This is a genomic window from Lacrimispora sphenoides JCM 1415, from assembly GCF_900105615.1.
Lineage (GTDB): Bacteria > Bacillota > Clostridia > Lachnospirales > Lachnospiraceae > Lacrimispora > Lacrimispora sphenoides.
In genome coordinates this window covers 3,899,674-3,920,387 of the sequence record NZ_LT630003.1, presented here as the reverse complement: position 1 = coordinate 3,920,387, position 20,714 = coordinate 3,899,674, and the positions used below count along the sequence as shown (strand labels likewise).

The 20,714-nt window shown below is 42.6% G+C and carries 15 protein-coding genes; 11 read left to right on the top strand and 4 right to left on the bottom strand.

Annotation, left to right across the window (positions count from 1 at the left end):
* The first annotated feature begins 277 nt into the window (after positions 1-277).
* The 5 genes from BMX69_RS17715 (at position 278) to BMX69_RS17695 (ending at position 9,059) form a co-directional block, all read left to right on the top strand.
* Positions 278-2,518 carry a HelD family protein gene (locus BMX69_RS17715; protein ID WP_330387466.1) on the top strand — a complete coding sequence of 747 codons (2,241 nt, stop codon included), beginning with the start codon at positions 278-280 and terminating at the stop codon, positions 2,516-2,518.
* A 15-nt stretch (positions 2,519-2,533) separates the two neighbouring features.
* Positions 2,534-3,076, top strand: coding sequence for a DUF4256 domain-containing protein (locus BMX69_RS17710; RefSeq protein ID WP_100043088.1), 543 nt, complete (start codon positions 2,534-2,536; stop codon positions 3,074-3,076).
* Positions 3,077-3,191: 115 nt separating this feature from the next.
* Positions 3,192-3,899, top strand: a complete 708-nt coding sequence (locus BMX69_RS17705) for an MBL fold metallo-hydrolase (RefSeq protein WP_100043087.1) — start codon at positions 3,192-3,194, stop codon at positions 3,897-3,899.
* A gap of 588 nt (positions 3,900-4,487) precedes the next feature.
* On the top strand, positions 4,488-7,034 hold the full coding sequence (locus BMX69_RS17700; protein WP_160117923.1) for a bifunctional diguanylate cyclase/phosphodiesterase: 2,547 nt from the start codon (positions 4,488-4,490) through the stop codon (positions 7,032-7,034).
* A gap of 360 nt (positions 7,035-7,394) precedes the next feature.
* Complete coding sequence (locus BMX69_RS17695) at positions 7,395-9,059, top strand: GGDEF domain-containing protein (protein ID WP_242941291.1); 1,665 nt, start codon at positions 7,395-7,397, stop codon at positions 9,057-9,059.
* 202 nt (positions 9,060-9,261) lie between these two features.
* Here the strand turns inward: BMX69_RS17695 and BMX69_RS17690 are convergent, their stop codons facing one another.
* The gene (locus tag BMX69_RS17690) at positions 9,262-10,152 is read right to left on the bottom strand and encodes a glycoside hydrolase family 88 protein (RefSeq protein ID WP_166433205.1); all 891 of its coding nucleotides are present in this window, start codon (positions 10,150-10,152) and stop codon (positions 9,262-9,264) included.
* On the bottom strand, positions 10,097-11,254 hold the full coding sequence (locus tag BMX69_RS17685) for a hypothetical protein (protein ID WP_100043084.1): 1,158 nt from the start codon (positions 11,252-11,254) through the stop codon (positions 10,097-10,099). Before BMX69_RS17685 ends, BMX69_RS17690 begins: the two co-directional genes overlap by 56 nt.
* A 301-nt stretch (positions 11,255-11,555) precedes the next feature.
* On the opposite strand from BMX69_RS17685, the gene BMX69_RS17680 reads away from it, so the two are divergent.
* Positions 11,556-11,918 carry a VOC family protein gene (locus BMX69_RS17680; protein ID WP_054791377.1) on the top strand — a complete coding sequence of 121 codons (363 nt, stop codon included), beginning with the start codon at positions 11,556-11,558 and terminating at the stop codon, positions 11,916-11,918.
* A gap of 51 nt (positions 11,919-11,969) precedes the next feature.
* Complete coding sequence (hydE, locus tag BMX69_RS17675) at positions 11,970-13,007, top strand: [FeFe] hydrogenase H-cluster radical SAM maturase HydE (RefSeq protein ID WP_100043083.1); 1,038 nt, start codon at positions 11,970-11,972, stop codon at positions 13,005-13,007.
* A 278-nt stretch (positions 13,008-13,285) separates the two neighbouring features.
* Here the strand turns inward: hydE and BMX69_RS17670 are convergent, their stop codons facing one another.
* Positions 13,286-13,882, bottom strand: a complete 597-nt coding sequence (locus BMX69_RS17670; RefSeq protein WP_100043082.1) for a hypothetical protein — start codon at positions 13,880-13,882, stop codon at positions 13,286-13,288.
* Positions 13,883-14,108: 226 nt separating this feature from the next.
* Here BMX69_RS17670 and BMX69_RS17665 point away from each other — a divergent pair, with 226 nt between their 5' ends.
* The 3 genes from BMX69_RS17665 to BMX69_RS17655 are packed head-to-tail and all read left to right on the top strand — an operon-like array spanning position 14,109 to position 16,457.
* Positions 14,109-14,261, top strand: a complete 153-nt coding sequence (locus BMX69_RS17665) for a nucleoside triphosphate pyrophosphohydrolase family protein (protein ID WP_174715229.1) — start codon at positions 14,109-14,111, stop codon at positions 14,259-14,261.
* Positions 14,262-14,281: 20 nt separating this feature from the next.
* Positions 14,282-15,844 carry a sensor domain-containing diguanylate cyclase gene (locus tag BMX69_RS17660; RefSeq protein WP_100043081.1) on the top strand — a complete coding sequence of 521 codons (1,563 nt, stop codon included), beginning with the start codon at positions 14,282-14,284 and terminating at the stop codon, positions 15,842-15,844.
* A 31-nt stretch (positions 15,845-15,875) separates the two neighbouring features.
* The gene (locus BMX69_RS17655) at positions 15,876-16,457 is read left to right on the top strand and encodes a DUF1697 domain-containing protein (RefSeq protein ID WP_054791378.1); all 582 of its coding nucleotides are present in this window, start codon (positions 15,876-15,878) and stop codon (positions 16,455-16,457) included.
* Between the two features lie 9 nt (positions 16,458-16,466).
* On the opposite strand, the gene BMX69_RS17650 is transcribed toward BMX69_RS17655, so the two are convergent.
* Positions 16,467-17,633: a tyrosine-type recombinase/integrase gene (locus BMX69_RS17650; protein ID WP_054791379.1), complete on the bottom strand. Its 1,167-nt coding sequence runs from the start codon at positions 17,631-17,633 to the stop codon at positions 16,467-16,469.
* A gap of 413 nt (positions 17,634-18,046) precedes the next feature.
* On the opposite strand from BMX69_RS17650, the gene mgtA reads away from it, so the two are divergent.
* Positions 18,047-20,692, top strand: a complete 2,646-nt coding sequence (mgtA, locus tag BMX69_RS17645) for a magnesium-translocating P-type ATPase (protein ID WP_242941290.1) — start codon at positions 18,047-18,049, stop codon at positions 20,690-20,692.
* Positions 20,693-20,714 lie beyond the last annotated feature (22 nt).

Sequence of the window (20,714 nt, the reverse complement as noted above, 5' to 3'; positions counted from 1 at the left end):
CGATGAAATAACAAACTTGCTTGGTCAGTCAATGCTTAAAAATACTGCTGTCAGCATGGAGTTTTTCGGCTTATGCATAACAGGAAAGAAAGCCGCTTTGTAACAGCGGCGTTATGTAATAGTACAGGCTGAGGCCTGCTTTTTATAAAATATAGCATATATAAAAGAAAGGTGATTGTGCGTCTGCGCAATCACCTTTCTCTCTTCACCTTTATTATAACACATACTGCCGGCCACAACAAGACTGTTTTTCTGATACGGGTTGTGCTAGACTATTTTGAATAACGGTTTAGGAAATGAGTTTTCTGCCGATTCTATAAGAGAGGTGGTATTTATTATGGAAGATAACCGGAAGGAATTAGAATTTGAAAAGAGCAGGTTAGAACAAACCATTGCTTTAGCGAAAAAACAGCTGGGTCAAGCGAGAGAGCGCAATGTAGAGAATAAGTCGGCCATAATTTCTGCCAAGAAAGAGCTGCGTGAGAATACATCTCACTCCATAGCAAATCTATGGAGCAGCGAAGGTTTTGAAGCCCTTGCTGCCATAAATCAGTATGCAAATCCGATCACAGATAAAATCGCCGATTATGAAGCGGTAGAAAACAAAATCCTTTTGCTGGAGAAAATGATCCAATCCCCTTATTTTGCCCGGATTGATTTCAAGTTCGATGATGAAGACGAATTCGAAAATATCTACATCGGACGCACCTCATTAAAGAAAGATGAGACGAATGAATTTTTTATTTATGACTGGAGATCACCCATAGCAAGCGTCTTTTACCGGTTTGTATTGGGGCAGGTATTTTATGATGCCCCTGGCGGAAGGATCACAGGAGAGGTTAATTTAAAGCGCCAGTTTGAAATCAGCAAAGGGGAGCTGGAGTATTTTTTCGATGCAGATGTGCAGATTGTGGACGAATTTTTAAGGAAGCTGCTGTCTCAGAATACTTCTCCTAAGATGAAAACGATTGTAGAAACAATTCAAAGGGAACAGGACATTGTTATCCGGGATATGGAAAATGACTTAATGATGGTACAGGGCGTGGCAGGAAGCGGCAAGACGTCCATTGCTCTTCACAGGGCAGCCTACCTGATGTACCAGGGCCTTTCCTCAAAGCTGACCGCTGATAATATTTTGATTATTTCACCAAACTCATTGTTTGAGCAGTATATTTCCAATGTATTGCCTGAGCTTGGAGAAGAACATGTTGTATCAGTGGTATTTGAAGATATCATTGCTTCTGTACTGAAGAATGAGCAAGTACAGTCGAGAAATCAATTTTTGGAAAACCTGATCTCAAATACTCAATACAGGGATATTATAAAAAGCAGCATTGAATTTAAAACATCCCCCCAGTTTATGGAGATATTGGATCGGTTCATTGATGACCTGCCCCACAAATGGATGAACTTTGAGGATATCTGCTATGGCGGTGAGTGTATCATAAGCGGAGAGATGATAAAAGAGAAAGTATTATCCGGAATTAACGAAACTCCTCTGGGTATGAGATTAAAGCTGATAGGGGAATATATTTTGGAACTGATCAGCGAGTCTAAGAAATACCGCTTAAAACAATCAGAGAAAATCCTGATGAATGAAGAAATGTTAAAATTCATGGAACTTGATATTAAGGATGTCTATAGAAAGCTGTTCCATGACAAAGAATATTTTTACAGTCTGGCAAAAGGGATAGAGCTTCCCGGCTGCATGGACCACATTTTAACTTTCACCCAGGAAAATTTAGATACCAATATGCTATACTATGATGATGCAACGGTTCTCACTTATATGAATTTAAAAATATACGGGATCAAAAAATATAAGACCATTAAGCAAGTAGTAATTGATGAAGCTCAGGATTACTATCCTCTCCATTTTGAAATTTTTCACCTGCTGTTTTCAAAAGCGAAATTTACAATCCTGGGAGATATCAACCAGACCCTGGAAAAGAGGGAAGACTTATCCCTGTACCAATTGATCAGAAAAATCTTCAATAAGAAAAAATCTTCTCTTGTCACTATGGATAAAAGCTTCCGGTGTACAAATGAGATTTTAAATTACGGATTAAAATTCCTTGAACAAAGTACAGAGATAAAGAGTTTCAACCGAAAAGGAGATGAGCCCCAGTTATATGCGGCGAAGGATCAATCATCGTATTATGATTTAATTGTATCAGAAGTGAATTCCTGCCTGGAAATGGGGTACAAGTCAATCGGATTAATCTGTAAAACTGAAAAAAACGCCCGTTTTCTCTTTGAGTGCTTAAAGGACAAAGCTGATGTCCAGTTAATAAAAAGTGAAAGCACAACAGATTTACAAGGCGTTTTCATTATACCGGTCTATATGTCCAAAGGGCTTGAGTTTGATGCTGTTTTAATATGTGATGCTGATGCTGAGACTTACTGCAGCCAGGATGATAAGAAGCTATTATACATCGCCTGTACAAGGGCACTGCATAGACTAAACTTATTCTGTAAGGGTGAAGCAAGTCCGTTATTGGAGGAAAGGAAATCGTAAGGGAGGAAAACAACCATGTCAAATGAAGAACTGCTAAGTATACTGAAGAACCGATTTTTAGAAAATATGAACCGCCATAAAGGTCTTGAGTGGGATCAGGTGCAGGAAAGGCTGGAAGAGAACGCTGATAAACTCCGGTCACTTCATGAAATGGAAAGAACCGGAGGAGAACCTGACGTTGTTGCATTGGATGAAACAAGGGATAAATATGTTTTTTATGACTGTTCTGCAGAAAGTCCAAGTGGCCGCAGAAATATTTGTTATGATCGTGAAGGCCAGGAGGAGAGAGAAAAGAAAGGCGTATATCCGGAAGGCAATGCCGTTGGTATGGCGGCTGCCATGGGCATTGAACTTTTAACGGAGGAACAATACCGGGAACTTCAGAAATGGGGGAATTTCGATAGGAAGACATCAAGCTGGGTAAAGACTCCATCTGATATCAGAAAACTTGGAGGCGCTGTCTTTGCTGATTTCCGCTACGGTCATGTTTTCCTATATCACAACAGTGCGCACAGCTTTTATAGCAGCAGGGGATTTCGGGGCTGCTTGAAGGTGTGAATTTGTGGCTATTGTAGTTAATTTAAAATAACGTACGGAAGAATTACGGAGGCAATAAGTTATATAATCAGTACCAGCCTGCAATCCGCTAGAAGATTTTGTGAGGAAAAGTAAAATGAATCAAATAATTATGTTAGATATAAATTTTCAATATCAGAATGAAATCCGGACATTTCAACCGGTTTTATTATTAAGCGCTAATGATGTTGTTCTAGTGGACTGCGGATATCCCGGTTTCCTGCCTTTATTAGAGGATGAGATGAAATCAAAGGGGATTAATCCAGGTTCCTTAACAAAGGTATTGATCACTCACCATGACGACGACCACATGGGAGCTCTATTTGAAATTAAGGAAAAATATCCTGAGATTAAGGTTGTGGCAGGCCGCACGGAAAGCGGGTATATCTCCGGTGAGAAAAAATCGCTGCGCTTGTTACAGGCGGAAGAAATGTTGAATGTAATGCCGGAAGAGCAAAAGCCTTTTGGAATTCAATTCTGTGAATCCCTAAGAAGAATCAAACCTGTTTCCGTTGACATAGAGGTTAAGGACGGGGAACATTTCGACTGGGCCGGCGGCTGTGAGATCATAGAGACTCCGGGGCATATGCCTGGACATATTTCCTTATATTTAAAGGAAAGCAGTTCCGTTATTACAGGAGATGCCGCAGTTATTGAGGGCAATCAACTGGTCATCGCAAATCCGCAGTATACCCTGGATATTGAGGCGGCCAAAGCTTCACTTCATAAGCTGATATCTCTGGATGCAGACCGCTATTATTGCTATCATGGAGGGTTATTTGAAAATTTGAAGGAACAAGCATGAATACCAGCCGGAGGTGATGGAGTGAAAAAACTCCAAGTACGTCAGTAAAGAGCAGTTGTATGTAATTTGCCGGATAGCGACGCCATATATATGGTTAATAAATAGAATTCAGAGATCAAGGGCTTAGTTTATTGGAGGTATCTATAACCAGTAAACTAAGCCCCTTTTTGTATAACAAGTGGAGATAAAAGATGTGTTACTGATATAACGCAAATATGTATTTTAATGCTTGACATGTTACTATTTGTTGAAATATGTCGGTTTTTATGGTAAATTATAGGGAATTAAGATATTATGATGGAATACTTTAAGTGAAAATGAGCTGGAAAAAATGGGGCATTTGGAAAGGAAAATGGATGCAAAAAAGGTCAATCAACAGTACTGTTTTTCGGAAAGTCTAAGCTTAAATATATTACATAATTGATTATGTGAAAAAAGATAATCTGCTGTATTTTTTATTCATGGCAGATTATTTTTATATACTCCAATGATAAATTGTATTTCAATAATTCAAAGCACACAACTAATTAAAGACAATCAATGAAATAACTGGTTATGGAGAAACAAACCAGTACCGAGGTGGCAGTAATGAGTAATAAGTATTCCAGATATATAGCCGTACAGACGGTCATTATGCTTATCATTTTCATGACGATTGTTTTCGTTCTTTTGCGTTCCCAGAAGTCAGAAGACAATTATGTTCTTTCAAGCATTGGACAATCTGTATCCTATTCTGTTCAGCAGCATATTGCCATAACAGAGGGCGTATTAACCTCCCTTGCTTATAATTATGACATTGATGATGAAATCGATAAGCATAAATTTAATATTTTGTCATCCAAATATATGGAGAAAAACCCTGACATCCTTTATATCCAGCATAAAGATAAGGATACGATCACAGATATGGTATATCCTGATGCCTATGATTATACCATAGGCGCCTCCTTGCTTGGACGACCGGAGGTGGAGGAATCCCTTGAAAAATCGATTAAAAACAGGATTATAACGGTCAATGATCCCTTTATCCTGAAGGGGACTCAGAATTTGCTGGGGCTGGTCATACGGTATCCTCTTTATAAGAATGATCAGTTTAACGGATTTTTTGTTGTGGTTTTTAACTTCAATACCTATATGGACAGGGTGATCAGAGAGGCGGTACCGAATACCTACCACATCAGTATCTATAATAATAAAGGGGGGCTCATCTGGGGGGATTCCCCCTGGATGGACAGAAATTCCTACATAGTCCAGATACCTGTCATGGATACTTACTGGACATTGAAACTGTCAAAGGAAGGAAACAGTATCAATACCAACGGAGCAGTCATAGGGTTTATCTCGGTGCTGGTGCTGTTCCTTATGGGAGTACTCATCTATGTGCAGATGGGTCTCTTTAAAAAAGATGAAAACATCCAGCATCTTGCCAATCTTCACAAGGAACTGGAAAGGCTGAAGGAAAGCTACACCCTGGCTCTTGACAGTGCGAATGATGCGCTCTGGGAATGGAATCTCATAACCGATGAGATCATTACTTCCGATAAATGGATCGATATTACCGGAAATGCCCCGAAAGGACATGGACTCCGGGGGATATTACAGGAAGAAACCATTCATCAGGAGGATTACCAGGCAGTGCTGGCTGAATTTGACTCTTGCCTAAAGGGGGAAGCCCGGGAGTTTCACCGGGAATACCGTATTAAAAATAAGGATGGCAGCTATACCTGGGTCTTAAATAAGGGAAAGGTTTATTTTGACGGTGAAGGCCTTCCTGGTAAGCTTGCAGGTGCAGTGTCCAATATTGAAGAACGGAAGCATAGAGAATCGAAGATGGAATACATGGCATTTTATGATATGCTGACAGGATTGCCTAATAAGGTGCAGTTTATGGGTACCCTTGAGGACACATTAAGATGCATTGGAGAGGGGATATGCAGATATTCCATCCTTATGATTGATCTGGATAATTTCAAGATCCATAATGATTTACTTGGACTTGATTTCTGCGACCAGCTGCTTAAGCAGGTAGGTAACCGGCTGACTCAGATCCTGGGGCAGGAAAATATGGTAGCAAGGTTCGGCGGGGATGAGTTTTTAATTCTTATCAGGAATCATCAGGACGTCAAAGAGGTGGAAATGATTTGCCACAACATTCTTAGCATCTTTGACTCTCCCTTTGTGCTGATGGAAAAGTCCGTTTATTTATCTGTCAGCATAGGTGTCGTCCATGGTCTTGAAGCCGGCCAGACAGCAAATAATGTGCTTAGGAACGCAGATACGGCTCTTAACAAGGCCAAGGAAAGCGGAAAAAACCAGTACTGCATCTACGATGCACAGATGCATGATGAAATTATCAGAAAATCCGATGTGGAGGCATGTATCAGGGAAGCCCTGGCAAAAGATAATCTTCTCATTTATTATCAGCTGCAGCAGGATCTATCAAAGGATGAAATAAGAGGCGTGGAGGCTCTGGCAAGGCTTAATTCGGAAGAACTGGGTATGATCCTGCCTTTTGAGTTCATAGGGGTTGCCGAATACACAGGTCTAATTATTCCTCTTGGCAGCTGGATATTAAAAAATGCCTGTAAACAGGGAAAAGCATGGATTGACAGCGGCTGTAAAATCGGAAGACTGTCCGTAAATATTTCTGTACATCAGCTGCGCCATGAGAATTTCTATGATCTGGTTGAGGGGATTCTGAAAGAGACACAATTTCCGGTAAACCAGCTGGAGCTGGAGATCACGGAAAGTGTCCTCCTGGAGCTTTCCCAGGACAATATCGAAATCCTTAAAAAATTGCGGTCCCTTGGGGTCAGCATTGCGCTGGATGACTTTGGTACAGGGTATTCCTCCCTTAATTATTTAACGGTTCTCCCTATTGATATATTGAAAATTGACAAGTCATTTTTAAGAAGAGCTCTTGAAAGCGAGACAGAGCATCGGGTGATAAAAAGCATCACTGAGCTGGCCCATGGCCTGAACTTAAGGGTGGTGTGTGAAGGAGTGGAATCAGCGGAACAAAGAGAGATTCTTAAGGAGATGGGATGCGATTATATCCAGGGGTATTATTTTGCAAAGCCTGGTGATGCAAAAAGTATTGAAAAGTGGTTTCAAAAAGGACCATCAGCCACTTAGGAACAGGAAGGTGGAAGGCAGAACAAAGATTACCAATGAAACGGCCGGTGTGGTCAGATACAAACTGAAAACGAAAGCCTGATTAAGACAGGTTTTATGGGGCCGGAAGGCCCCTTTTCCTTTCTTATGACGAGTCGGCAACGGCAGATATTCAGATCATACAGGGGAGGCAGAATGTGGCCGGGAGCTGCTAAAGTTAATTGTCGGATTTGCAAAAAAGTGTAAAAATATGACAGAACATGATAGGAAAAAATGGATTTATCCTATAAAATATTAAAATGGGAAAAGTTCATAGATTGATGTCTAAAGAATTTTTTTAATTGTTTTTATGATAACATACATGATACCTGGAGGTGGGATATGGGATTTGAAAGTTTTGAGCTTCATACAGATAAAGAAAACTTAAATGACATGTACATCAGGGCAGTACAGGAAGAGTATTCAAAGATCGATGAAAGCTGGCTTAAGCTTCATTATAAGACCTCCGTTGTCCTGGTTATTTTTTCTTTATTGGTTGAGATTGCAATGGGAGTGATTCTGGTCAATTCGGATATGCTGTCAACAACGGCATACAGATATTTCATGAAATTTTTAATCATTCCCAGTGGAATAAACTTCATTTGTATTGCTATCGAAACACTGATCATGAAATCAAAACGTTTTTCCCGGAGACATAAAATTTATTCGGTTTCTCTTATCTTTGTGGGGATCGGTTTTGTTCTTTTTACAGTGCACAACACATTCACAGCAACTTACTATATTTTTGCAATCGCCATCATGCTGACTGCAATCTATGCGGACTATCGCGTAACCTGGGCTTCGGCTCTGATGAGCATTATTTCCATTATGATTTCCGAGCTTTTCTTGAAATGGGATACAGATAAGATCAGTATTTTTGAAAATACTCACCGTTTGGGGGATTTTTTGATATCACTTTTCGTATTGATTGCTTTTTCCATTGCCTGTATGGCTGTGATCCGGTTTGAGCGCAGAAAAAACAGCGCTGCTATACAAAAGGAGATAGAACGGCAGCTTTTACAGCAGAGCGTCCATATGGATGAAATGACCGGAATATACAACCGCAAGGCATTCCGGGATAGAATGAAATATGTGGAAGATAAGGCATCTGATCAGAGCTATATTCTTGCTATAGTAGATGTTGACAAATTTAAAAATATAAATGATACATGGGGACATCACGTGGGAGACCGATGCCTGATAGAATTTGCTAAAATCTTAAAAGAATTTCATGAAGATATGACTGCCTTTCGTTACGGCGGCGATGAGTTCTGCTTATTGTTCCATGATAAAAGCATGGAAGAAGCGGAATCCATATGCAGGGAGATCAAGACCAGGGTGAATCGTCTGATTTTTGCGGATTATCCCAAGCTGATGCTGACGGCCAGCTTTGGGCTTGCGGCAATATCGGACCAGGTTGATACGGTAAGGCTTTTTATTCATGCCGACCACGCCCTGTATGAGGCAAAAAGGGTTCGCAATGCGATCCGTGTCTGTTCACTTTCTGCAGCTGGAGCAGAGACTATATTTAAGTACAACAGAAAGAGCCAGGAGGTTTCAGAAATGCAGGAATACGAAGCTCTCATGGATAAAATAAAAGTTTTTGAAAAGACATATGATATCATGCGGATTGTAGACCCCTTGAAAAAGAGGGTGATTGAAGTCAGAGGTAATGAATGTTTAACGTCAGATACCATATGTCATGATTACTGGGAAAGAGGTCATTTATGTGATAACTGTATTTCCATGAGAGCCTTTAATGAGGATGACACTTTCTTTAAAGTGGAATATAAAAATAACAATGTTTTTATGATTACGGCTGTTCCTGTAAAAGTAAAAGGTATTTCCTTGGTGGTGGAACTGCTGAAAGACATTTCAAACAGCATGCTTATCGAGGAAAAGGATGCTGACAGAGACGTTAAGATTTTAACAATGGTCGACTTTATCAGACAGGTGGCAGTAAGGGATTCTCTGACTCAGCAGTACAGCAGCAAAGGGTGTGATTAGGCTGGTGGGCGAGCATTTTACAGTGAAAGGATCGTAACCGAACGTCTGGGTATTTAAGATTAAAACGGTCAGGAATTACTGATAACTGTAGGGTTTAACGGATAAAGAACAACAGAGGGCAAAGTTTGTGACGTAACATGCTCCCCTTATGGCAGACTGCTTTAATTAAAAAACTGTCTGCCATAAGGGGAGCATATATTATTTATTCAGAGATATGGTTATGTTGGAGAAAATCGTCAAGCATTAGCTTTTCGACTCCCGCCAAAATAGCGATTCCAATTCCATGAGGGTCGTTGAAACGCCATCCAAGCTGCTGGTAATAAGAGCGGCTGAAGGAACAGCCGGAACCCTGGCAGACACCGTAAAGATCGCCCTTCCGGTTGATTACCCTTTGCTTCATTCCTCTCCATGCCCGCTGTATGGATAAAACGCTTTCCCGGCACAGCTCCGGGCTTAAAATCCCCAGGCGGATTCCCCTGGAAAGAGCACAGATGAACATGGAAGTGGAGGAAGCCTCTTCATAGGTAGAAGGGTCGTCCAGGATCTGATGCCACAGGCCGTTTACATCCTGCACCCGCAAAATGCCTTCCGCCATCTCATGGAAGAATCCGGCCACAGCCTTATAGTCCGGGTGATCTTCAGGAAGAACCAGAAGCAGCTCTGATAAGGCCAGCACTACCCAGCCGTTTCCCCGGCTCCAGGGGATTTTATTCATTTTCTTATATTCCAGATCCACAATATGGGACATCAGATTCTGACCCGGCATAAAGAAGTACTGCTTGAATAGCTTCGCCTGGCGGCAAGCTTCTGTTAAGTATTCCTTTTTACCGCTTAACTGGTAGTAACGGCATAAAAATGGGATGCTCATGTACATATCATCGATCCACATGGTGTTGTCGTTTCTTGAGAATACCTGATCCTTTTCCCTTCGCTGGCGGTTTATCATAAAATCAGCAATCACATCCGCCAGGGCATGGGCTTCTTTTGAAGGACACCGCCGGTTGGCTTCCAGCAAAAAGGAGCCAAAGGAGCCGCAGTCATCCAACTCGGTCAGCCAGCAAAGCTGGGTGTTCACCCCCGGATATCCGCACAAAGGAATCCGGCAGGTCTGCCTGCCAGTAGCAGGTGCCATTTGCTCCGGAATACACTCTATCCATGCCTGTCAAATGGCTGATGGGTGGAATTTCCTCTTCAAAAAGACCGGTATAGATCCATTCACCCTCATATCCTTTTACCCCGGTGCTAAGAGGAAGGGTACCGCCGGCATCCTGAAATTCAACTGACAGACCTGTATCGTGACTTGCTTTCTTTTTGCAAATTAGTATTATCTCATATCTTCCTATGGGCAGTGAGATTTCCTTTTCAAAAGCCCCTTCCAGCCATTCTAAGTATAGCCCCCCGTTGATATAGACTCTAAGCGGCTGACTGGAGCTGCCTTTGATCATGACCTTACCGGAATACCCATGGAAGAAACTGCTTTTAGCAGCTACGGTTCCCTGACTGTCCAGACCGAAAATACGGGATAATGGGCAGGAGGAGACAGGCGATTCATACTCCTGCCTTGGAAACCAGAAAAGCCCCTCAAAAGAACCGTCAATCAGAGCAGAGGTATCCGCTGTCTCCCGGCTAATGGGAGGACAATAGATAAAGCCTGCCTGTCCCTTTCTTTCGGCCAAAGGCACCGTAAAATGGGAAGGCTGCCATTGAGGCTGTGCATGGCGGAGAGAGAGGCCGAAACCGATCTCCGTTTTTTCGGTTTCCAAAAGAAAATGGTTAGGGCCTGCTTCAAGGGGAATGGAACATGTGCAGCAGGATTTCAAGCCTTCCTGAGGGGGGAGAGAGTGAAACACTTTTTCTCCATTTACCCATAAAACAGTCGGTCCGCAGCATTGGATCTGAAACTGGGAGACAGTTTGGCTGTGGCTGTATAAATCTCCTGCTCCATAGCAGACCTCTCCAACGGCGGCCTGGGGAAAGCGGCTGCCGAAATCGAATTGATACCAGCCTTTTGTATTGCAGGTAATGCCGGATGTGAAATCCAGCCGGTACTGATAAGGCGCCTGGGGGTTGTGCCCGATAAAACGGTTGGCCAACAGTGCAATTACTTCACGATCCCGTTCTCCATATACGTGGAAGGCGCTATCTTCCCAATGGAAGTAATTACTATCGCAGACTTTGTTGCTTTCGTATTTCATAAGGGGTTCCTCCTGTTAAGAATTTCGTTCCATAAAAAGTTTCCTGGATTCTATATTCATATTATAATAGATTAAAGTATTACAAATCTTATGTAATCGGGTCTTTTTTTAATAAAATCATACTTTTGGCTACTTACATGAAGATTGGAAACGAACGGAAAAAATGTTTTAAATTTGTCTTTAACTATTATATAGAAAATGATAGAATAAACATGTCATTCTGGTATGATTAAGCACAGATAACCTTTTTGCACAGGCTAATATAAAATACGATAAAATGATTAAAACAGGAGGAATTATTATGAAGTTTTGCTGGAGCACTTTAAACGTCAGGAATTTAGAAGAATCAATCAAATTTTATGAGGAGATCATCGGTCTGAGGGTGAACAGAAGATTCCCCGCCGGTCCTGGTACTGAAATTGCATTTTTAGGCGATGGGGAAACACAAATTGAATTGATATGCGGCGGGGACAGGGAAATTCAAGTGGGAGATGATATCAGCTGGGGGTTTGAAGTGAAATCCCTTGATCAGACCCTTTCTCTGGCAAAGGAAAAAGGCGTGATCCTTTTAGGAGAGCCGGTGCAGCCAAATCCCCATGTGAGGTTTGCCTTTATAAAAGATCCTAATGGTATGAGAGTACAGCTTGTAGAAACTCTGGGGTAATGAACGGAAAAACCAGGCAGCAGCGGACACTACAGAGCAAGGAGAAAGAAAATGAAGCATTTAATTGATAAGCTGTATGAAACTCATAACCTGGATAAGGACGAGTTCATCTACCTGCTGGAAAATTATGTTAAAGAAGACAGTGAATATTTATTTTCCCTGGCAAGGACCTACAGTCAGGATCATTATGAAAAGGAAGTTTATATCAGGGGACTGATTGAATTTACGAATTACTGCAAAAATGACTGCTATTACTGCGGTATAAGAAGAGGCAATAAAAATGCCAGCCGGTACCGGTTAAGCAAGGAAGAGATCCTTTCCTGCTGCGAGTCCGGGTATGGACTCGGCTTTCGGACCTTTGTGCTTCAGGGTGGAGAAGACCCTGCATTTACAGATGAGGTCATGGTGGATATTGTTAAAACCATCCGGGAGGAATATCCGGATTGTGCCATCACCCTTTCCATAGGGGAAAAAACCTATGACCAGTATTTGAAATATTATGAAGCGGGAGCAAACCGCTATCTCCTCCGCCATGAAACAGCGGATGAGGAACACTATTCCCGCCTTCATCCGGACTCCCTGTCCTTAGAAAACCGGAAGGAATGCTTAAGGGATTTAAAAAAGATCGGCTATCAGGTGGGAACTGGATTCATGGTAGGTTCCCCCTACCAGACCGCCAAGTGTCTGGCTGAAGATTTGGAGTTTATAAAAGAACTGTCTCCACAGATGGTGGGTATTGGGCCTTTTATTCCTCATAAGGACACCCCCTTTGCCGATTTTCCTGCAGGAAGTGTTGATCTCACCCTGTTTCTCATAGGGATCTTAAGGTTGATGCTGCCAAATGCACTGCTGCCTTCCACCACAGCACTAGGGACCCTTGACCCCAAGGGAAGGGAAAAAGGGATCCTGTCAGGAGCCAATGTTCTGATGCCCAATTTATCACCCATTGGCGTTCGGAAGAAATATGAATTATATGATAACAAGATCTGTACCGGAGAGGAAGCTGCAGAATGTAATGTCTGTCTGAGAAACCGTGTTGCCTCCATTGGTTATAACGTGGTAGAAAAAAGAGGCGATTATAAAGAATGAGCCGGAGATAGGCATGGTAAAGTACTTTGGCAAAAAGGTACGGTCCGGTCTGTGGGGAACCATTAGGAATTGATTGCAATTATAATAAACAAAGCAGCAATGACAATGGAATCTGCATTGTATGAGGCCAAGAATGGCGGACGCAACTGCACCTTTCTGTATGAAGGACCCGTTTCTAGGCACGAAGGAGATATTTGATTATAAATTCCTGATTGAACTTATAAAACCGCTTATTATACCTGTGAAGATAATAAGCGGTTTTTTCTATCTCAGCAAGTTTAAACCAGTTGAATGCTATAAGCTGTGGACTGTGGAGGTATGCTGGCAGTCTGGAAGTTGGCATGCTCGACCCTCACCAGCTGTCCAGGCTGAAGGGAGCTGAATCGAATAGGATTGTTATTCTGATCCAGGATTTCTGTAGCGCGTGAGACAACAAATTTCATCTGGTCCGTCTCATCATCGGGATTGCCAGTAACGAGGAAGCCATTTGCAACATCTACGGAAACGATCCAGTCTGTCGTTGTGCGGTACGCAGGCATCTGCACGAAAGCTACGATCCGGAAAGCCTTTGTTTGAGGGGGAATGCTCCTTGTCATGGCAGCGGAGAATTCGGCATTTATCCACATCCCCTTCCTGACAGTGCACAGGCTGATAGAGTCGCCAAATTGATTGACTAAGATTGTGTCCCAATCAACGTTCAATTGCAGGAGTTCAATATTGATCATTTCATTTCGGCCGGGAGCTGCGTAGGAAACCAGGACATAACCAGTTCTGCTGTTGGAAGTAAAAACATCCTCGACTAGTGCATTTTCAATGCGCAGGATGCTCCCGACCTCGCTGATGGTTCCTCTCCTGCCTGCAGTGGTATCATTCATATAAATCCCCTAAATAGCATGTGAATTAATTAATATTATATGCTTATGCTGTAAAATATTACTCTATATGTACTAAGAATCAATATTCTTTGCTCACAGCGTGACCGTAAAGAAAAGTTCATGAATTTTACCAGTGATTATTGCCGGGAACAAGCGACATTTTTTTATGAATGTGTTATACTGTTTTTAAAGTGTATCTTTCGAAAAGCATTGGACCGTTAATTTGATGGAAGAGATGGCAGATGTGCTGGAAGTGCTATATTCTCTTTGCAGTGCAAGAGGATATACAAAGGCGGAACTGGAGGCAGAGCGGGAAAAAAAGGCGAAAGACAGGGGCGGGTTTAATAACAGGATTTTTCTGGAATATGTGGATGAGTAAATGAAAAGTGCTTACATGATATGCAAAAGTATACATTCCAAAAAAAGGAGGAATGCGTTATCAGGCGTAAATACGCAATATTTCTATCCACAATAATCAGCTTTATCTGCGCTGTCATGGTTTGCTTTTATTTATTTTCTATTGCCAAGGTCGGCGATATTTATATTGAAAAGTCAGAAGAAGCAATCTATAACATTAAGAAAGATTTTCTAAAGGATACGGTCAATAACCTGATTTCTGAAATTGAATTAAGGCGGGCGGCTAAATCGTCACACATGGAATCCTTTATATCCAGAACATCTGATATCATTAATATGAAAAAGGATCTTTCGGACTCTGAATTCAATGATTTCTTTATCGGTTTTTTCCGGGATAATCCGGATTATAAATTTCTGACCGTGTTTGTATGGGATAATGCGGCAAATAAAGTAACTTATGACCCGGGAAATCTGGCAGGAACCACCTGGAAGGATACTCTTAAGGCCAATACCTCCGGTTTATCCTCTTACCGGGTTTTCATTCACGGAGATTATTCCTTCCTCTTTGGGATCACCAAGAACTACGTGGATGAGCTTGTTCAGGCGGACATTGCCAATGTGATCCGGAATTCTAAATTTGACGGAAATTCCTACATCTGGGTTAATGAGATACAGAATTATCAGGGAGGTAAAAATTATGCCATCCGAAGGATCCATCCCAACATGCCGGAAACAGAAGGTATCTATCTTTCGACGGATATGACTGATATCGCAGGAAATCATCCATATTTGACCGAGCTTCAGGGAATTAATACGGATGGAGAGCTGTTTTTCTCTTACTATTTCAAGGAACAAGGCAGTGATAAGATATCCAGGAAGCTGGCTTATGCCAAGCTATATAAGGATTATAACTGGGTGGTTGCCATGGGAGTGTATCTTGATGATCTTCAGCCCTATGTTGACCAGACGAATAAGGAAAGCAAAGTGCTGGTATCCAGGATTACCCTTCTTTTGGTTTTACTGCTCATTGTTATATTAATTGTCAGCCTGTTTTCTGTTTCCTTATTGGAAAAGATATACTACCGCCATGCGAAAAAGGCAATGGAATCTGAGCTTAACCAGGATCCTCTTACAAAGGCGGGGAGCAGGAGAAGCGGGACCAATGATTTGACCAATGCTTTTAAGGAATTTAAACGGACAGGCTTAAGCCCCGGAATTATGATGTGCGATGTAGATCATTTTAAAGGGATCAATGATAGATACGGCCATTCCACAGGGGATATGGCTTTGGCGGAATTTGTTAATGTAATGAAAGGGATCTTAAGAAGCACGGACAAGATCATCCGCTGGGGCGGAGATGAATTTATCATCATTCTTTATGGCATGGAAGAGAAACATGTATTGGATTTTGGAAACAAGTTTTTGACTTCCGTATCTTCTTTAAAAATCCTGGATCACCATGAGGAGATCGGGATCACTGTATCCATCGGCTTTTCCTTCTTTAAGGAAGGAGATGAAGACTTTCATGATGCATTAAATCGGGCGGATGAGGCCCTTTATAAGTCAAAGTCAGAAGGGCGGAATCAGGCCAATATTATTTTATAGAAAATAAGACCGGGAAAGGGGAAGACTGATAATGACCATTTATACCGCACTGCTCAGGGGAATTAATGTGGGCGGGAAGAACAAGATAAAAATGGCTGAGTTAAGGCAGCTGCTGGAAGAGTCGGGCCTGACCCGGGTAGAGACTTATATTCAAAGCGGCAATGTTATATTTGAGACAGAGGATGGGGAAGAGGAACTAAAGGAGAAGCTTGAGAATAAAATCAGGGAAAGGTTCGGTTTTTCCGTGAGCGTGATTTTAAGAACCTCCGGCCAGCTGGAACAACTGATAAGAAACTGTCCTTATACGGAGAGTGAAAGGAAGGAAGCGGAGGCTCTAAATTCAGAAGGAGAGAGCTTTTATATCTGTCTTTTTCATCAGGCGCCGAAGGAGGCAGAAGCGGAACGATTAAAGCCCTTTGCAGGGGAGCTTGATGATTTCCGGATGCAGGATAGGAATATTTATCTTCTGCTTCGTCACAGCATCCGCAATTCTAAACTAGCCGCCAATCTATCCCTCATTGGCGGATCGGCTACGGTACGGAGCTGGAAAACCATGGAAAAGCTTTATTCTCTGGTGATGGCCAGGATCTCTGGGGAGCAGCCTGGCTGCTAAAGTAATGGCTTATGTATTGTTTTTTATAGTTGGGGCAGGATCAGGCAGGGCGGCGGAAGCTTCCATATTTAAAAGATACATATGGTTAAACTTTTCTATGGCCGCCTTTTTTTGTTCCATAAGGGAATGGGAATACACATTAAGGGTGATGGACACGCTGGAATGGCCCAATAGTTCGCTGATGGTTTTCACATCCACCCCCAGCTCAAGGGCCCGGGTGGCAAAGGTATGGCGGATGGCATGAAATTTTCGGTCCTGCACGTGAGCTTCTTTTAATAGTTTCTTATAAAGCTTTTGAAAGCAGCGGGGATCTAAGGGATTATCCCCTTCAGAAAAAATATAATGGTCCGGGCTTGCATGAGAAAATCCCTGCTCCTCTGACATTTTTAACAGAAAATCCGGCAGGGGAATTTTTCTTAAAGATTTACGGCTTTTCGGAGCACCTACCTGCAGAGATGTTTTGTTTTCACCCTCTTCAAAACGTTTGATTCTGGATACAGTCCTTGCAATGGACAGGGTGCCTGCCTCAGTATCAATATCTCCCCATCTAAGGGAACACAATTCTCCAAGGCGGATGCCTGTATAAAATGACAGGATGATCCCTGCCGCACGTTTGTCTTTAGAATTCAGTGCCGCATTTTCTATGAGCCTCTGCTCTTTTAAGGAAAAGACTTTAACCTCCTTGTCCTCCGGTTTCGGGACTTTAACCTGTTCAATTATGGAAAAACCATCTGGCGCCCCCTTTAAGATTTCTTTTAAAGCTATTTTAAAGATGGTAAGATTTTTCTTTTTCGATGAATCTGCCAGACAGGTATTTTCTCTTATGGTTTTTACAAAACAAAGGACAGAATCTTCTGTAATTTTCCGATTCTTTTCCTCTTTAAAAAAAGGAATGACATATTTATTCATGCATCGGTAATAGCTTTCATAAGTGGAGGGCTTTACCCGAAGGGCGGCATCCTCCAGCCATGCCTCAAATAAGCAGCAGTCATCGCTTCCATTCCAGGAAGGTTTCTCTCCAACGGATTCCTGGATTTCCTGGTGATTTTTCATCTTTTCTTTTACGCCTTTGTAGGTTCGGGAGTAGAAATACCGATACGTTCCATCCGATTTTAAACTCCTGCCTTCCCATCGGCCGTCCTTGCGTTTGTAAATATTTTCTCCTCTTCGCGGCATAGTACAATACTCCTTTGCTTATCATATAATTATTATATGACGTTTCTAATAATGGCATATAATCCAAATATTACCAGATAATTAGTTATAAAATCTTTAGATGCATCTGCATCGGAAGATTTGGCAAGTATGGTTGACTTTTCCTCAAACATCAGATAAACTGAAATTAAGAAATAAGATTATGAAAAGGAAGTGAAACAATGGATGGCAATCCTCGAAGTCCGATATGCGGCTTCAACCCCCGGTATGAAAATAAAAACCAATATACCGGCGCTTTAAGCATGCGCCCGTCCATTGTTGTTGAAACAAATGGGCTTCCTTAGCTTGTGCTTTTAACGCCGTCTATTGGGACGGCTTTTTTTATTGCTATTTTATTTTCATTGGGGAATCATAATAAAGAAAGGATGATTCCAATGAAATTCATGAGAAAGAAAATAATCAGCACTCAGATCCAGAAAAACAGAAACGACACGGAAAAAAAGATCAGAGCCTATGCGTTTCTTGAGAAAAAAAATCTCCTGTCATCCCTTTCTGCCTCAATAACCGGCCTTACCAATGAGGAGGCCTTAGAAAGGCAGAATGAATTCGGAGCAAATGTAATCACGGCAGGAAATAAAGATACAACGCTCCACAGGCTTAGAGAGGCAGTTATTAATCCCTTTAACGTGATTTTACTTGTCATTGCGGCTGTTAATTATTTTACAGATGTCATTGCTTCCTCAAGGCCTGATTATCTTACTGTCTCCATCATCATTTTTCTGGTGATTGTCTCAAGTCTGATTGCCTTTGTCCAGAGTCAGCGATCCAGTGCCGCTGCGGAAAAGCTTTCGGAGATGATTTCCAACAAAGCAGATGTGTGGAGAGACGGAAAACTTACTGAGATCCCCATGGATGAAGTGGTCCCGGGAGACATCGTAAAGCTTTCGGCAGGTCATATGCTTCCGGCAGATGTGCGTTTCCTGACCACCAAAGACACCTTTTTGGCTCAGGCGGCCCTCACTGGTGAGTCTGCTCCAGTGGAGAAATTCGCGGATGGGGACAATGATCCCGGTGATGCTTTGACGGATTTAAAAAATATCGGCTTTATGGGTTCTAATGTGGTAAGCGGAAGCGCCACAGCAGTGGTTCTGGAGACCGGTAATAACACGTATTTCGGCTCCATGGCTCAATCTCTGTCAGGTGACAGAGCCAAGACCAGCTTTGAACGGGGGGTGGAATCTGTCAGCGGGCTTCTGGTCAGAAGGATGCTGGTCATGATCCCGGTGGTATTTTTAATTAACGGCATTGCAAAAGGAGACTGGGCCGGGGCCCTTCTTTTTGCCATCAGTATCGCAGTAGGACTAACGCCGGAAATGCTGCCCATGATTATGACCTCCACCCTGGCAAAGGGAGCGGTTTCCATGTCCAGGCACAAAGTGATCGTCCGCACTCTTGGAGCGATACAGACCTTTGGGGAGATGGATGTGCTCTGCACCGATAAGACAGGTACCCTTACCGAAGATAAGGTGGTTCTGGAAAGATACATGAATCTTAAAGGGGATGAGGATACCAGGATCCTGCGTCATGCTTACTTAAACAGCTATTATCAAACCGGCCTTAAGAACCTTATTGATCTGGCGATCATAAACCGTGCCGAACAGAACGGACTGGAGTCTGTTTTAAGTTCTTACAGCCGTATTGATGAAATTCCTTTTGATTTTACACGACGCCGGATGAGCGTGGTTTTGACCGACCAAAAGGGAAAACTCCAGCTGATCACAAAGGGAGCGGTGGAAGAAATCCTGGAGATCTCATCCTTTGTGGAGATGAACGGGAGCGTTTTGCCAATGGATGAGGAAACCCGGCGTATCGCTTTGGCGACCTATGAAAAGTATAATAACGATGGTCTTCGGATCATTGCTGTTGCCCAGAAGAACGAGGTTCCTGGCATAGGGGTATTCAGCGTGGACGATGAGCGGGATATGGTTTTAATAGGCTTTATCGGCTTTCTTGATCCGCCAAAGGAGAGTGCAGGTACCGCAATTGCCGCCCTTTACGACCATGGGGTGAGAACGGTCGTCCTCACCGGAGACAGCGAGGGTGTGGCAGCAAAGGTATGCAGCAAAGTGGGCGTAGATGCCTCCAACATGATGACAGGCCGGGATGTGGAGCGGATGGATGATAAAGAGCTTTTACATGCAGTAGGCATATGTAATTTATTTGCAAAGTTATCTCCCTCCCAGAAGGAGCGGGTAGTAAAAGCATTCCAGAGTGCAGGCCATACGGTGGGGTATATGGGAGACGGCATTAATGATGCGCCGCCCCTGCACCAGGCCGATGTGGGGATTTCCATTGACAGCGCCGTGGATATTGCCAAGGAAACCGCCGATATCATTCTTCTGGAAAAGGATCTGATGGTCTTGGAGGAAGGCGTCATAGAAGGACGCCGCACGTTTGGAAATATCATCAAATACATTAAGATGGCGGCAAGCGGCAATTTCGGAAACATGATTTCCGTCATCGCTGCCAGTCTGCTCCTGCCGTTTCTGCCTATGCTGCCGGTGCAGATATTGACTCAGAACCTGCTGTGTGATTTTTCCCAGATGGGCATACCCTTTGATGATGTGGATAAGGAATATCTAAAGAAGCCCCATAGATGGGAAACTAAGTCCATCAAATCCTTTATGACTTTTTTTGGTCCTCTTAGCTCAATTTTTGATATCTTGTGCTATGCCGTCATGTGGTGGGCCATTGGCGCCAATAAAGTGGAGCTTTCCCCGCTCTTTCATTGCGGCTGGTTTGTATTCGGAACCATATCACAGGTACTGGTCATCCACCTGATTCGTACTGAGAAACTCCCCTTTGTGCAAAGCAGGCCTTCCATGCCACTGTTCCTTTCGACATTTATAGTTGCAGTTCTTGCACTGGTCATTGGATTTACGGATCTTTCCGTAGGCTTTGATATGCACCGCCTGCCGGTACAGTTCATTCCATGGCTTGCATTGATTCTGATCGGCTATCTTGCAGCTGTGCAGATGATGAAAAAGGTATATATACAACGATATAAGGAATGGATGTAACGATCCTCCAATCATAGAAAGA

Coding starts and splice junctions, on each gene's coding strand:
- BMX69_RS17710 (WP_100043088.1), top strand. CDS start 2,534: ATGTCAAATGAAGAACTGCTAAGTATACTGAAGAACCGATTTTTAGAA.
- BMX69_RS17705 (WP_100043087.1), top strand. CDS start 3,192: ATGAATCAAATAATTATGTTAGATATAAATTTTCAATATCAGAATGAA.
- BMX69_RS17700 (WP_160117923.1), top strand. CDS start 4,488: ATGAGTAATAAGTATTCCAGATATATAGCCGTACAGACGGTCATTATG.
- BMX69_RS17695 (WP_242941291.1), top strand. CDS start 7,395: ATGGGATTTGAAAGTTTTGAGCTTCATACAGATAAAGAAAACTTAAAT.
- BMX69_RS17685 (WP_100043084.1), bottom strand. CDS start 11,254: ATGAAATACGAAAGCAACAAAGTCTGCGATAGTAATTACTTCCATTGG.
- BMX69_RS17680 (WP_054791377.1), top strand. CDS start 11,556: ATGAAGTTTTGCTGGAGCACTTTAAACGTCAGGAATTTAGAAGAATCA.
- hydE (WP_100043083.1), top strand. CDS start 11,970: ATGAAGCATTTAATTGATAAGCTGTATGAAACTCATAACCTGGATAAG.
- BMX69_RS17670 (WP_100043082.1), bottom strand. CDS start 13,882: ATGAATGATACCACTGCAGGCAGGAGAGGAACCATCAGCGAGGTCGGG.
- BMX69_RS17665 (WP_174715229.1), top strand. CDS start 14,109: ATGGAAGAGATGGCAGATGTGCTGGAAGTGCTATATTCTCTTTGCAGT.
- BMX69_RS17660 (WP_100043081.1), top strand. CDS start 14,282: ATGCAAAAGTATACATTCCAAAAAAAGGAGGAATGCGTTATCAGGCGT.
- BMX69_RS17655 (WP_054791378.1), top strand. CDS start 15,876: ATGACCATTTATACCGCACTGCTCAGGGGAATTAATGTGGGCGGGAAG.
- BMX69_RS17650 (WP_054791379.1), bottom strand. CDS start 17,633: ATGCCGCGAAGAGGAGAAAATATTTACAAACGCAAGGACGGCCGATGG.
- mgtA (WP_242941290.1), top strand. CDS start 18,047: ATGAAATTCATGAGAAAGAAAATAATCAGCACTCAGATCCAGAAAAAC.